Raw genomic sequence first — 13,181 nt, forward strand, 5'->3', positions numbered from 1 at the left:
ATAGAAAGAATTGATATCTTAGATAAGATCACGAATATATATGTACATTCGAAAATAGGACTAATTGAGGTAAAGAATCTAAGCTCAGTAGATTCTCAAAAGATCTTCAATATTATTAACTCAAAAGGTACAACGCTGAGTGCAGTAGAAATTTTGTCAGCCAAACCAAGTTGGAATATTATTATAGATAATTTGAACCTTATGCAAGTTGATGTAGTAACACAGCTTTATAAGCAAATAAATGTTCCATATAAGGATATTGTAAAGTGGGATTTACCAGCTACTTTATTATCAAGGTTAGAGAATTCAGCTTTCTTCTTCAAAAAAATTTTCGGAGTCTCAAACTGATCTTTCTAAGACAATAACGTTAGGTTTTAAGCTTTTGTCTGGTATTCTTGAAGGTGGAGTTAAGAAAGAAGATATTGATAGTTTAGGTAAGGATAAAAATATTAGATGGGATATAAAATTTGAAACAATAATATCTGAAATTAACGATGTTCATAAAACTATTCTAAGTTATAGTTATTTTAAGTATTTAAAGTCTTGGAAATTTGAATTATCTGATCTTTTAAGTGATGCCATCGCATTGAATTTTACAATTTTGGTATATCAAGACTGGGTACGAAAAGGCAAACCTAAATCCAAAGACTCAAAAGTTCGGCAGTTTCAAAAAAACAGCTTTATTTTGCTAGACTCTCTGATTTATGAGTATGTCAATCAAATGTGGCGAGGTGCGAGTGACTCTAGAATAGCCAATAATATTAGTAGCTTTGCAAGCAAAGAGGAAGCATTTGTTCCAGTGACCCAAGAAAAATGGGAAGAGTTACTGAATGAAATATTTGAAAGTCAAACTATTGACGGTAGTAGAATAACTCGTCCATTAATGGATCCACTACTTTATCATTTTTATGCTCTATCTGGAATTTCAGGTCCTGATTCTATTTATAACATTGAAGTCGATCATATTCTCCCTCAAGAATTATTTAACAATACTTTTATACAAAATAAAGAGGGGTTAGTGCATAGTCTCTTCAATCTAGCACTTTTGCCTAAAGATGAAAATGCTAGTAAAGGAAAAAAACTCTTAGTTCAAATAACTGATAATTGGTTGAAAGATCAAATTGAAAAATATGCTTTTATACCAAAGGATGACTACCAAATATATTCTGATATAGCTAATTTTGAAAAGCTTAAAAAGCTTAGAGAACCTATATTTCTTGAAGCTTTCACAGTGAAGAGAAGGAAAATTCTTAATAACTAGTAGGTTGAGTGATTTTGGACCTCTACTTCATAGTTGGTTATATATTAATAGAAACCACACATAGATTAGAATATGTGTGGTTTTTTTAATGTCAGTAATTAGTCTATTATTTTTAAAGGAATAAAAATCTAACGTAAGGAACACCATGAACCTCTCACCGTCGGACAACGCGCGCCTTTAAGCAATCTTGCTATTGACGATACCGCACCCATCACCCTCAAATTCACTCGTCAAAGCCCAATAGAGATGGACATCAGCTGCTTAGTATTAGTTTAACTTTGCGCTTATTTAAAACCAATAAAAAACCGCCATAGCGAAACTATGGCGGTTTTTTTTATGGTTCAACCTATCTTAATTTCTAAAAGAACTTAACTTCTAAAATCTCTACAGTTCCCACAGCGACTGATACTGCTTATCAGTCAGCGTCACAATATCGATCTCTGCCAGCATTTCACGCAGGTCTTCCCACTTATTGGCATTAGGCCTGATAGGTGTGATCAATCTACCCAATGTATTATCGATGATCGCATCCATCAGCGTATCCGCCTCGGTTTTACTATAGTTGTAATACATATGGTGGGCAGTCTCTGGATCATTTTTACACAGTTCCGTCATCTGATTAGTCACTTGGATAAAGGTATCTATCGCGTCCTTTTTCGCGCTATAGATCTCATCTGTCGTGAGAATCTCTAACGCCGAAAAGTTAGGATAAGGTGACAGGTGTTGATCGATAAATTCAAACTCTAAACCCTCGTGAGTCGCCTCAACGCCTTCAAAGTTATAAAAGCATAACCATGCACCATCTAGGCTTGGGTCTTCTTGCAGGTTTTTTTATATGATAGAAGTCTTTTTGTACAAAGGTCACATTATCACGGCTGATACTAAAGCCATTTTTCTTGGCATAGCGCGCCAATATCTCAAAGCCAATACGATTGGTCTTTTCTTCAGCGGCAGGGGTACAGATGCGAATAGGCTGATTGTTTTTGAGCTTATCCATACTAGACTGCTGCATCAATATGCCACCATCGGTCTCAAAAAAAGCAGCCCAGCGCGCGCAGGTTGGGCGCGTAATGCTCAAACAGATGGATAGCTCATTGACGTGCAGAGCGATACTTTGGTTCTGTAGTTCGGCAAAGCCATCATAGTGATCATCTGGCTCGATAATAGTGATATCAAGCCCTGCTTGCTCATATGCGCCCGTGGTCACACCAGCGATAAAGGGCAGATGATCAGGGTTTAAAAACCATTCGAGGGTCAGAGTAAGTTTGGTGGTCGGCTGCATGGTTGTTTCCTTTTTAGGTATGGAAAACAATCAGACTGATACGATTAAGTAAAACAAGAAAGGCTAAATAAGAAAAGTGAGGCCGCAATGCTAACTGTCAGATGCTCGGCGTTTGATATAGGTATCACGAGTACATCATCTATAGACTGCTCTTATTTATAGACCTCTGAGGGCGTGTCACGCTTGTTTCCTACGTCAGTGCTAACTGCTTCAGGTTCACGGGTGTATCTCAGCGATGATGTGGGCTGTGTCTACAGCGTTAAATCAAAGCACCCCGACAAGATTTATTGGTATTGCATTATTTTTGATCAGTACTGCTAATGAATCCGTACTGCGAATGGCTATTATCGATAGTTACTGCATCATCATAGACGACTTACAAGATGGGATGCAAGCGTATCGGGAATGACGATGGTAGGTGATGACTGATGTTCGTTAACCGCTCTTTATAACAGTTCTCATTTGTAACGGCTTTTTATAAGCGCTTTCAATCGACGTGTTAATAGAAGAGTGCAGCATTTATTATTGGTACTTACCCAATTACTAACCAAACATACCTATCAATAGCAAAAACCTTATATAAATAGTCTTGTGCGCAGACGGGCGATATTGCATGATTAGCTTCTATGCCGCTGCTTATCTAATAGGCGCTACTCTAAACAATTGACATTTGGTATAACTGACAACTTATATGACCGACAATTTATATGACCGATAATAAAAAAAGCGTTCTATTACCGACCCAAGACTGATCAATCCAACAGCCCAATGCTGCGTTGGACCTTTGTGACGCTTGGTTGGTTGTTTTTTTATCTTGGGTATTATCGGTATATTGCTGCCAGTGATGCCTACAGCGCCTTTTATCTTGCTAGCAGCAGGTTGCTGGGCACGTAGTTCTCGACGCTTTCATTTTTGGCTGATTAATCATAAATACTTTGGTAAATTCGTCCGTGATTGGGAAGAGAATCATGCCGTTCCGCTTTATGCCAAGTGTTTAGCGACGGTTATGATGCAGCATCGACAATTATGTTATTTTATCGTTTGCCTGCCGATATGATGTGGATGGCATGGGCGGTAGCCACTGTCTGTAGTGGGGTAGCGATATATTTGTTCCGTTTACCAAATGCCTAAATCCGTTGCAATTTGCGCCAAAATCGGTCAATAAACGGCTCTGGTTACACGAAATATGAGATAAGACTTGCGATACTGGGATGTACCCCTTATAATACGCCCAAGCTTAAGAGCAGTTCTGCACCAAATCATTACCTCGTAGTATTAGTTATAATCCTTCGTTTTAATATTTATCGTTCAGTAGCTATTTGCAAGCGTTACCGGTCACTAGACCATTAATAAATTTAAAAGTAGGATTATACTATGTCAGACGTTCAAAAAGGTACAGTTAAGTGGTTCAACGAAGCTAAAGGCTTTGGTTTTATCGCTCCAGAAACTGGCGCAGACGTTTTTGCTCATTACAGCGAAATCACTGGTTCAGGTTTCAAAACTTTGGCTGAAGGCCAAGAAGTTGAGTTCACTGTAACTCAAGCCAAAAAGGCCCACAAGCACATAACATCGTTGCTATCTAATTTGTCTTTATAGACAGATAGATGAATAGATGTAGAAAAGCGAACCTTCGGGTTCGTTTTTTTTCGTCTGTGATTTGGTATTTAAGATATGAGTACTTAAGCGAGTAGAAGTCTTATTCGAAAGATTTTAACTAATCATATTAGACCGCGACCAATGCAAAAAGGCCTCTAGCTATTTATAACTAGAGGCCTTTTATGTTGTGCAATGAAGTAATAAGCTAAAAATGAACAGTCGAATTATTATATAAAGCTAATGCCGATATTGATCAGACCACCGCCCAGTATCAACCAACCAAACATAATGGCACCCAATATAAGCGGTCTAACGCCAGCTTGCTTGATCGCACTTAGATGCGTGGTCAGACCTAATGCAAACATGGCCATCGTAAGTAGCACATCGTCCAACATAACCATACTGCGTACGATACTCTCAGACATCGGCACCCAAGTATGTATCAACACAATGCCGATAAAGATAAACGCGAACCATGGCACTTTGACTTGTTTGACACGAGTCATAAATGACGCCGTCTCGTCTTTATTATCTTCTTCTACAGCTGCACTATCTACGGTGTGATCTTTGGTTAACGCAAACGATAACACAAGCAGGAAAGGCGCGAGCATCATGACGCGTATCATTTTGGTCACGACAGCGGTATCGCCAATCTCAGTATTGATTGCATTACCTGCGACCACGACTTGCGCCACTTCATGAACGGTTGAGCCAGTGTACATGCCGTACTGCTGGGCGCTTAGCCAAGGCTGTAACCAACCAAGATGATATAAAAAAGGATAAAGTAGCATTGCGATAGTGCCAAAAACCACCACAGTTGCAACGGCGATAGTGACTTTATGAGCTTGCGCGTTGACGACTGGCTCTGCAGCAATGACAGCAGCAGCACCGCAAATACTTGCCCCTGAGCCAATCAAGATCACCGTTTCTTTATCGACTTTTAACCATCTAGTACCTAAACAATAGGTCAGCATAAAGGTCGATGTTAGTACCAGTGCGTCAGTCATAATCGCTGGCATACCGACGCTCGCAACTTGTGTTATGGTCAGCTTAAACCCATAAAACATAATCGCAAGTCGCAATATCTGACCCTTGGCAAAGCAAACGCCGCCGTTTAAACGTTCAGCGAATTTAGGATAGACGGTATTGCCCAAGATCATGCCTAGCAAAATCGCTAACGTTAAAGAGGATAGTCCAACGATACGTCCGTTTGACCATACATCCAGACTACTGTCCAACCATAAGCAAAATAAACTACCAATCAGAACGACTACCAATCCCGCCAAGTGACGGTGATTAGGGGTATAGTTATGAACGGAGTTGCTGACTGATTGGACGAGTGTGTGCATGACGCGGCATCCTATTACTTATATTAAGATAAGCATAAGCTTATGAATAGACAGTATATGCCTGCTATATTTATAATAAAAACAGATTAATAAGATACAAACTATCGATTTTTTAGGTTAGTATTTGTTATAGAAATAAATATACCGCGCATGAGCAGCAAAAAAAGACACGTATAGCAAATAAGACAGGCTAAAAACTGACATAAGGTATTATCAATATCATGAAAAAATCTGTGCAGACAGTGCCAAAGATTACGCTTAAGCAGCTTGCTGTTTTTGTCAGTATTTATCAGACAGGTAGCACCAGTCGTGCCAGTGAGGAGCTGCATTTATCACAATCAGCGGTCAGTAGCGCACTGACAGAGCTGGAGTCTAGACTACAGATGCCGCTATTTGAGCGCGTCGGTCGCAGGCTTAATCAACACCCTAATGCCCATCCCATTTATATACAGGCACAGGCTATCTTGGGTCAGTCGCTCACGCTTGAGCATTATCATCAGTATCAAGCAGGACAGATTCACATCGGTGCTAGTACCACGATTGGCAATTACGTACTGCCATCATTGCTTGGCAAGCTCTATGAGGCGCTACCCGATGCCAATGTCGATATGTATATTGCCAATACGCAAGAAGTGGTAAGTGAGGTTGAGCAACTAAATATCGATATCGCGCTGGTAGAAGGATGCCACGTCCGATAGATATGAAAGTTATTGAGCAGCACAAATGGCGTACCGATACGCTAGTGATATTTGCCAAGCATGATAGCAAGTGCTAAAGAATGTGGCTACCTATAGCCAAGATGAGGACTGCTATCAGCTGACCATTAATCAGTTGGCGCAGTTGCCGCTACTGGTACGTGAAGCAGGGTCGGGCACACGGCAGATTATCGATGAGCAACTGCTTAAGTATCTACCCAATGCAGAAGTGGTAAAGGCCATACATCAGTCCGAGGCCATCAAGCACATGGTGAGTGCAGATATTGGTCTTGGTTGTCTATCGCAGCATGTGATTGAGACAGAACTGGCAACAGGTGAGCTGGTACAAGTGAACGTAGCGGGAATTGATCTATCAAGACATGGTGGCTAGTTTGGCACAAAGCTCGACACCAGAGCCCTATTTGGCAAACCTTTATAGATATTATTCAACAGGGTTAAGCAATGAGTTTGGATTAACCTAAAACCTATTAACCATAAAAAAGCGCAGCGTTAAAAGTTACGCTGCGCTTTTTTTAGAGATTCTTTAATAATATAAGACAATCAAAGCATATTTTATGCTGAAACAGGTTTGTCCAATCTCACTACAAAGCTATCGCAAGGTACATTGGGCAAGATATTATCCGCAGTTGCGCCACTTATCCATGCAGCGATACCAGTACGCTTATGACGACCGATGACCAACAGATCGACATCGTGTTTATGACAGTAGCTGACGATACCTTCACTGCTAGAGATGGCAGTCGTGACTTCTGACGTTGCTGCATTTAGCTGATTGCGTTCAAGGAATTGCGCCAGCTTTGCACGTGCTTCTTGGCAGCGTTCATCATCAATCTCATCGTATAGGCTAGAGGCAGGCACCAGCTCATAGCCAAAGCCAACCATGGTGTCTTTGACAATATGCAAAACAGATAGCTTGGAGCCTGGACGGTTTTCGACGATGCGCTTGGCCTTTTGTGCGACTATATCTGCATCAGAGAGTAAGTCGGTAACCAGTAAAATATGTTCGTAACTCATAGCGTCTTCCTCGTGTCAGATAGTATTTACTATAGCACTACTCTAGGGCGCTGTTAAGTAAAGCTTGTCGTCTTTAGCAGCGGATTAGAGTAATGCCAATTATTCCAAGACAGGCTGATCAAGCTTCACCACTAAACTGTCGCAAGGGACATTTGGTAAGATACTGTCGGCAGTGGCTCCTACCAGCCAAGCGGCAATACCATGGCGCTCATGGCGTCCAATGATAAGTAAGTCGACGTCTTTTTCACGGCAGTAATTAATGATACCTTTACTATTAGAGATGGCAGCGGTGATCTCAGAGTTGATTGCTTCCAGCTCATTACGTGCCAAAAATTGCGCTAATTTCGCCCGTGCTTCTTGCCACTTTTCACTATCGACATCACCCGAGAGGCTAGAGGCAGGCACGAGCTCGTAACCGAAGCGAACCATGTCATCTTTGACTATATGCAAGACAGACAGCCTGGCTTCAGGAGAGCCTGCGAGGATACGCTTGGCTTTTAGCGCCACTTTGTCCGCATCGGATAGTAAGTCAGTGACCAATAAAACGTGTTGGTAGCTCATAAAGTACTCCACTCCTGTTAATAGTTAACTTTATAGTAGCAGCGCAGGCTGTCTTTGTTAAGTGATAAATCCATAATAAAATTGTGGATATTGATGAATTTGTAACTATAAGGGATTAATAGTTAAAGTTGATAGCCGCGTAGATTATGTGGTGGATTATTGCATGGCTGTTGCCTTGACTTATCCATGTCGCAGCCCCACTAATAGCGCTAAGCCAACTCTTTTTTAGCCAATTTATTACTCTATTTTCCCTGACAGTCAGGCACTATACGCATGATAAGCGATAAGGATAACTATGACGGACACGCCATTTACTGCTGATTTAACGCTGCATCCAGCATTTGAGCTGATTGAGCATCGCCATATTGAGGCGTTATCGATGGATGTGCTGATCAGTCAGCATGTGAAAACAGGAGCGATGCATTATCATCTGGCACACCCAAGTGATGAAAATGCGTTTTTGGTCGGTTTTCGCACCCAGCCAATGGATTCAAAAGGCGAGGCGCATGTCTTAGAGCACGTGGCTTTATGTGGTTCGAATAAGTTCCCAGTACGTGATCCGTTCTTTTCGATGATTAAACGCTCATTAAACACGTTTATGAATGCGATGACCGCCGCTGATTGGACGGCCTATCCGTATGCGACGCAAAACAAAAATGACTATTTTAACTTGCTCGCTGTCTATCTGGATGCGTCGTTTTTCCCGAATATCCATCCGCTCGATTTTGCCCAAGAAGGCATCCGCGTGGAATTGGACGAAAATGATAAGCCGCAGTTTAAGGGTATCGTTTTTAATGAGATGAAAGGCGCGATGAGTGGCGAGATTGATCAGCTATATCATACGGTTGCTCATCATCTGTTCCCAACGACGACCTATCATTATAATTCAGGCGGCGATCCTGCTGATATCCCTGACTTGACACACACTGAGCTGATAGAGTTTCACCAGAGCCATTATCATCCGTCAAACAGTGTCATTATGAGCTTCGGTAATATCCCTGTTGCTGAGACGCAAGCGAAAATACACGAAGATGCTTTGATTCAATTTGAAGCAGGCAAAAAGCATGTATCGCGTCCAGAGCAGCGTTTGTCTGCACCAATCAGTGCGGTTGATACTTATACTGCTGACGAAGCGGGCCCAGATCAGACGCATCACGTGGTTGCTTGGTTACTACCATCGATTACTGATCCTAAGCAGCGCTTGGCATTACGTCTATTAGAGGGTGTGCTGATTGAGCATGCAGGCTCGCCATTGCGTGCTTATCTTGATAGCCATCCACTGGGTAAAGCACCAAGTCCGCTATTGGGACTTGATGACAGTCATTATGAAATGGTCTTTTATACGGGACTGCGCGGCTCTAACCCTGAACATGCCGAAGCGGTCGAGCAGGGCATTATTGATTTGCTGACCGAAGTGGCCAATTCACCAGTTGATGATGAGACAATCGAAACCATTCTGCATCAGATTGAGATTGATCAGCGTCACATCGGCGGCGATAGCATTCCTTATGGTCTAAACCTGATGTTAGAGGGCTTTAGTACCGCCATTCATGATGGCAACCCTATCGACGTCTGGGAAGTAGATGAGCATCTACAATGGCTACGCGAGCAAGTCGTCGATCCGCAGTGGCTACCGAACTTGATTAAAACGCATCTATTGGACAATCAGCATCGTGTACGCGTAACGATGACGCCTGATAGCGAAAAAACAGCGCGTTTGGCAGCAGCTGAACAGACTCGTTTAGATACTATCGCGATGGATTTGACTGCTGATGACAAAGCTATTTTAAAGCAACAAGCTTTAGATTTGGCTGCACGTCAAGCTGCGCCAGATGATTTGAGCTTGTTGCCAAAAGTTGGTTTAGAAGACGTACCAACGGATATTAGCTTTAAAGAAGGCACGCAAAAGCAGGTGCGTTTGAGCGGGCAAGACAGCACGCTATTTGAGTATGAAGCTGGCACTAATGGCATTTATTACTATCAGGTGATCATACCGTTGACCGATGCGATTGGTAATGCGAACGCGGATGCGCTACCAGTCAATGATGTGATCAATCATCCATTGTTGCCTATTTATTTAAGCCTACTGTCTGAGCTAGGTACTGACTCGCTTAGCGCTCATGAGATGCAAGCCAAGCAAGCAGCGCATTCTTCTGGTGTGACCGCTCGTATCAGCCAGCGTACCAACGTCGATGACAGTCAAGCGATTAGCAGTTATTTCGTTGTGGCAACGCGTGCGCTGAATCGCAAGCCTGAAGCGATTGATTTGCTCAAAGAAGTCATGGAGCACAGTATCTTTTCTGAGCATGACCGTATCAAAGAAATCTTGCAACAGCGTCAAGCGGGTTGGCAGTCAAACCTTGCAGGATCTGGTCACTCTTATGCCATGCAAACGGCCAGTCGTGGCATGAGTCGCCAAGCGCAGTTGGAATATGTGCGCAGCGGTTTACCAGCATTGAACGCGCTTAAAGATTTCTTAGCACATGCTAGTACAGATGATGCTCAGTGGGATCAATTGGCTACCAGCTTGATGGACTTACATCAACGTCTGATCAGCTTGCCTAAGCATGCCGTTATAATCTGTGAAGCAGAGCAAACCGAACGCTTAAGCAGTTTAATCGTCGATAGCTGGAAAGACAGCCAAGCACCAAAGATTACTGAGAATTTGACCAATGTTGAGGCGAATATCCCAAGCGAGTTTGCAAATCTGCAATTAGATACTGCGTTAAATGGTGAGACTGATAAAGTCAAAACATTAGAAAATGGGGTAGCGCTTGATGTTGCAGATCTAGCATGGCTAGTACCGACCAACGTCTATCATAACGCCAGTGCATATACTGTACCTGCTGCTGACCATCCTGATACCGCTGCATTAATGGTATTAGCGCCTTACTTACGTAACGGCTATTTGCACAGTGCGATTCGTGAGCGCGGCGGTGCCTATGGCGGCGGTGCGGGCTATGATGCCAATGCTTGTGCCTTTAAGTTCTTTAGCTATCGTGATCCACAGTGCGCTGAGACCTTTGCTCACTTTGACGCCAGTATCGAGTGGTTATTAAACGAGCCACAGACCGATGAGCAATTGGAAGAAGCTATCTTAGGTATTATTTCAGGTATGGATAAGCCGGGCTCTCCTGCAGGCGAAGCAATCAAAGCCTGCTTTGCAAATCTGCATCATCGTGGTGTTGACTGGCAGCGCAAAATGCGAGCGTCGATATTGGCCGTGACGGTCGCTGATTTGCAGCGCGTTGCCAAGCAATATCTACAAGGTCAAAAGCATGTACGTGCGGTGCTAGCGCCTTACGACAAAGAAGAGGCAGTAAAAGGCCTAGGCTTTGAGGTTTGTAGAATTAAGAGCTAAGACCATTAGGTTTGTTTTTGATTAAAAGTTAAGCACAAAAAAAGCCAAGCATCATGCTTGGCTTTTTGCGGTTAGGTAATTGACTAATATCGCTTTATACTCAAATCTTTGCCAATTTTATCCTGATGAATCGGGAAGTCAGACAATTCATCAAACTGCTTACGATCAGCAAAGTAGCTTTTTAAAGTACGGCGAATGGCTTCAAACGCCAGTGTATCCCATGGGATATCTTCTTCGCTAAACAGTGCACAGTCGAGACTTTCTGAGCCAATACCATACGCGCCATCTTTTAGATCGGCCAGATAGATAGAGTAGATCTGCCCAATATCTGGTAAGTCATAAATGCAGTATAGATGCGGATTCAGTACGATGGCATCAGCTTCTTCGTAGCTCTCGCGTGCTGCGCCTTCAGCCATGGTCTCGCCGTTTTCCATAAAACCTGCAGGTATCGTCCATAGCCCATATTGTGGCTCAATCGCTCGGCGACATAGTAGTACTCTGTCTTCGTGTACGACTAGCGATCCACAGATAACTTTTGGGTTTTCGTAGTGGATATAGTGGCAATTGGGGCATACCAAACGCGGCATATTGTCCGTAGATGGGATTTTTCGTTCTGCTTCATGACCGCATTGGAGGCAATAGCGCATATCAACTACCTTGTTATAAAAGTTATTGTGTATGATGTTTTTTTATAGATTATAAGACCTATATTCTGAAGTGCTGCTGTCATCGTTTCGAGATAAGTTAGATACAAGGACAGTGAGACAGGTACCACAAGCAGTAAACTGAGTAAACCTGACTTAAACGTACCTGACTTATATAAGATCGACTATATAAGATATTATTCTAAAGAGCAGCTATCGTCTTAAGATAGCACATATTATCGACAGACAGAATCACGATAACAGTAACGCATCATTTCGCAGATAGGCTGACTGTTATTGGTCAACAAGGCCGTTATTGAGCATTAATAAGCAATGAATCAGTCACATAAATAGCATGCAGCCACTATTATATTGCGCTAGTCTAGTGAGTGTTCAGTAATTATTGATATCAAAGCCGCTAACAAAACGAGTGACCGAGACAAATAAAAAGATTGTTGGTTTTATTTATTAGTCGCGATTTTAATAATAGAAAATAAGAAAGATGCTGTTGATACCGCTTAATAACGATAAAAATATAGGGCAATTATAATGTTATTCCCACCGGAGGCTGTGAGCTTCGATAACCTGTCAGTTGCTGTACCTACTTTTATTCGTCATCCGACGCTTCGTCAATTAGCCGAGCGAGTGCAACATGAGACATTGAACACGCTGACGAGTCCAGCGATGTACGAGAGTGGCAACACCTCACAAAGTACGCGTATTCTAGACAGCTTATATCAGACACCAATTGCTGATGCATCGATATTGGTTGCGATTACTCATGAGCGCAGACCTAAATTATTATTAACACGGCGCGCCGCCCATATGAACAGCCATGCGGGTGAGGTGTCTTGTGTGGGTGGTAAACATGATCGAGGCGATGGCAGTAACGTCGTCACCGCATTACGTGAAGCCTGTGAAGAAACAGCGCTACCGCCCAATAAAGTCCAGTTGCTTGGTCAGCTACCGATCCAAACGTCCAAAAGCGGTATGAGCGTACGTCCAATCGTAGCACTCATCGCCCCTGGCTTGGTACTCGTACCTGAAGCGGGAGAGATATCACGTATCTTTTGGGCAGATTTAGAGTCGTTAGTCACTCAACCAACGGTAGAATATGAGATTGAGTATAAGATGCAAGAGCAAATGGCTACCATACTGACGCCGAGCTGGCAGGTCGATGGTGAGACAGTATGGGGGCTAACAGGACGGGTAATTGCTAACCTATTAGAAACAGGGTTTGATCGACAGCTAGAATGGTATTACCGCGTAGAAAACAAACGCTGATAAATGTCATCTATTTATAATATAGTCGATGCAATTTAAAAGTAGTACAAGGCAACCGAGTGTAGATGTATATGTAATACTTCAAACGAGGTTAACGCAGTAATGCTTTTATA

At 42.6% G+C, this 13,181-nt stretch carries 14 protein-coding genes, 2 pseudogenes and 1 riboswitch; of the genes and pseudogenes, 9 read left to right on the forward strand and 7 right to left on the reverse strand.

Annotated features, from left to right (window positions below; genetic code table 11):
- Together TT11_RS10135 and TT11_RS10140 are read left to right on the forward strand one after the other, a co-directional pair.
- A partial coding sequence (locus TT11_RS10135) for a hypothetical protein (protein ID WP_261870331.1) occupies positions 1-348 on the forward strand: 348 nt, incomplete at its 5' end.
- A gap of 34 nt (positions 349-382) precedes the next feature.
- Positions 383-1,261 carry an HNH endonuclease family protein gene (locus TT11_RS10140; protein WP_261870332.1) on the forward strand — a complete coding sequence of 293 codons (879 nt, stop codon included), beginning with the start codon at positions 383-385 and terminating at the stop codon, positions 1,259-1,261.
- 384 nt (positions 1,262-1,645) lie between these two features.
- Here the strand turns inward: TT11_RS10140 and TT11_RS10145 are convergent, their stop codons facing one another.
- From TT11_RS10145 to TT11_RS10150, 3 genes and pseudogenes are all read right to left on the reverse strand, one after another.
- Positions 1,646-1,876, reverse strand: coding sequence for a hypothetical protein (locus TT11_RS10145; protein WP_261870335.1), 231 nt, complete (start codon positions 1,874-1,876; stop codon positions 1,646-1,648).
- A 24-nt stretch (positions 1,877-1,900) separates the two neighbouring features.
- Positions 1,901-2,086: pseudogene (locus tag TT11_RS17285) on the reverse strand (ABC transporter substrate-binding protein); the annotation flags it as partial.
- On the reverse strand, positions 2,040-2,543 hold the full coding sequence (locus TT11_RS10150) for a hypothetical protein (RefSeq protein ID WP_261870337.1): 504 nt from the start codon (positions 2,541-2,543) through the stop codon (positions 2,040-2,042). The gene TT11_RS10150 and the pseudogene TT11_RS17285, both read right to left, overlap by 47 nt.
- Positions 2,544-2,713: 170 nt before the next feature.
- A riboswitch (TPP riboswitch) is annotated at positions 2,714-2,830 on the reverse strand.
- Between TT11_RS10150 and TT11_RS10155 the strand changes: the two genes are divergently transcribed.
- From TT11_RS10155 to TT11_RS10165, 3 genes and pseudogenes are all read left to right on the forward strand, one after another.
- On the forward strand, positions 2,791-2,952 hold the full coding sequence (locus TT11_RS10155; protein WP_261870339.1) for a hypothetical protein: 162 nt from the start codon (positions 2,791-2,793) through the stop codon (positions 2,950-2,952). It overlaps the preceding riboswitch by 40 nt.
- A gap of 384 nt (positions 2,953-3,336) precedes the next feature.
- Positions 3,337-3,600: a YbaN family protein gene (locus TT11_RS10160; RefSeq protein WP_261870340.1), complete on the forward strand. Its 264-nt coding sequence runs from the start codon at positions 3,337-3,339 to the stop codon at positions 3,598-3,600.
- 317 nt (positions 3,601-3,917) lie between these two features.
- Positions 3,918-4,126: pseudogene (locus TT11_RS10165) on the forward strand (cold-shock protein).
- A gap of 240 nt (positions 4,127-4,366) precedes the next feature.
- Here the strand turns inward: TT11_RS10165 and TT11_RS10170 are convergent.
- Positions 4,367-5,488 (reverse strand): YeiH family protein, encoded by a 1,122-nt coding sequence (locus TT11_RS10170; RefSeq protein ID WP_261870342.1) that lies wholly within the window; start codon positions 5,486-5,488, stop codon positions 4,367-4,369.
- A 221-nt stretch (positions 5,489-5,709) separates the two neighbouring features.
- On the opposite strand from TT11_RS10170, the gene TT11_RS10175 reads away from it, so the two are divergent.
- Together TT11_RS10175 and TT11_RS10180 are read left to right on the forward strand one after the other, a co-directional pair.
- Entirely contained in the window at positions 5,710-6,186 is a 477-nt protein-coding gene (locus tag TT11_RS10175) for a LysR family transcriptional regulator (RefSeq protein WP_261870343.1), read from the forward strand.
- A gap of 70 nt (positions 6,187-6,256) precedes the next feature.
- Positions 6,257-6,574 carry a LysR substrate-binding domain-containing protein gene (locus TT11_RS10180; protein ID WP_261870345.1) on the forward strand — a complete coding sequence of 106 codons (318 nt, stop codon included), beginning with the start codon at positions 6,257-6,259 and terminating at the stop codon, positions 6,572-6,574.
- Between the two features lie 182 nt (positions 6,575-6,756).
- Here TT11_RS10180 and TT11_RS10185 read toward each other — a convergent pair whose 3' ends face one another.
- Together TT11_RS10185 and TT11_RS10190 are read right to left on the reverse strand one after the other, a co-directional pair.
- Positions 6,757-7,218, reverse strand: coding sequence for a universal stress protein (locus TT11_RS10185; RefSeq protein ID WP_057761630.1), 462 nt, complete (start codon positions 7,216-7,218; stop codon positions 6,757-6,759).
- Positions 7,219-7,317: 99 nt separating this feature from the next.
- Entirely contained in the window at positions 7,318-7,779 is a 462-nt protein-coding gene (locus TT11_RS10190; protein ID WP_261870347.1) for a universal stress protein, read from the reverse strand.
- Positions 7,780-8,074: 295 nt separating this feature from the next.
- Here TT11_RS10190 and TT11_RS10195 point away from each other — a divergent pair, with 295 nt between their 5' ends.
- Positions 8,075-11,140 (forward strand): insulinase family protein, encoded by a 3,066-nt coding sequence (locus TT11_RS10195; protein WP_261870348.1) that lies wholly within the window; start codon positions 8,075-8,077, stop codon positions 11,138-11,140.
- An 83-nt stretch (positions 11,141-11,223) separates the two neighbouring features.
- Here the strand turns inward: TT11_RS10195 and TT11_RS10200 are convergent, their stop codons facing one another.
- A complete protein-coding gene (locus TT11_RS10200) occupies positions 11,224-11,787 on the reverse strand; it encodes an NUDIX hydrolase (protein ID WP_261870350.1) in 564 nt (187 codons plus the stop codon).
- A gap of 567 nt (positions 11,788-12,354) precedes the next feature.
- On the opposite strand from TT11_RS10200, the gene TT11_RS10205 reads away from it, so the two are divergent.
- Complete coding sequence (locus TT11_RS10205) at positions 12,355-13,068, forward strand: CoA pyrophosphatase (protein ID WP_261870352.1); 714 nt, start codon at positions 12,355-12,357, stop codon at positions 13,066-13,068.
- Positions 13,069-13,181 lie beyond the last annotated feature (113 nt).

Source organism: Psychrobacter sp. JCM 18901 (genome assembly GCF_000586435.1).
Taxonomy (GTDB): Bacteria; Pseudomonadota; Gammaproteobacteria; order Pseudomonadales; family Moraxellaceae; genus Psychrobacter.

What these genes read in the sequence shown, in the direction of transcription:
- TT11_RS10145 (WP_261870335.1), bottom strand. Translation starts at nt 1,876, where the DNA reads ATGACGGAACTGTGTAAAAATGATCCAGAGACTGCCCACCATATGTAT.
- TT11_RS10150 (WP_261870337.1), bottom strand. Translation starts at nt 2,543, where the DNA reads ATGCAGCCGACCACCAAACTTACTCTGACCCTCGAATGGTTTTTAAAC.
- TT11_RS10170 (WP_261870342.1), bottom strand. Translation starts at nt 5,488, where the DNA reads ATGCACACACTCGTCCAATCAGTCAGCAACTCCGTTCATAACTATACC.
- TT11_RS10175 (WP_261870343.1), top strand. Translation starts at nt 5,710, where the DNA reads ATGAAAAAATCTGTGCAGACAGTGCCAAAGATTACGCTTAAGCAGCTT.
- TT11_RS10185 (WP_057761630.1), bottom strand. Translation starts at nt 7,218, where the DNA reads ATGAGTTACGAACATATTTTACTGGTTACCGACTTACTCTCTGATGCA.
- TT11_RS10190 (WP_261870347.1), bottom strand. Translation starts at nt 7,779, where the DNA reads ATGAGCTACCAACACGTTTTATTGGTCACTGACTTACTATCCGATGCG.
- TT11_RS10195 (WP_261870348.1), top strand. Translation starts at nt 8,075, where the DNA reads ATGACGGACACGCCATTTACTGCTGATTTAACGCTGCATCCAGCATTT.
- TT11_RS10200 (WP_261870350.1), bottom strand. Translation starts at nt 11,787, where the DNA reads ATGCGCTATTGCCTCCAATGCGGTCATGAAGCAGAACGAAAAATCCCA.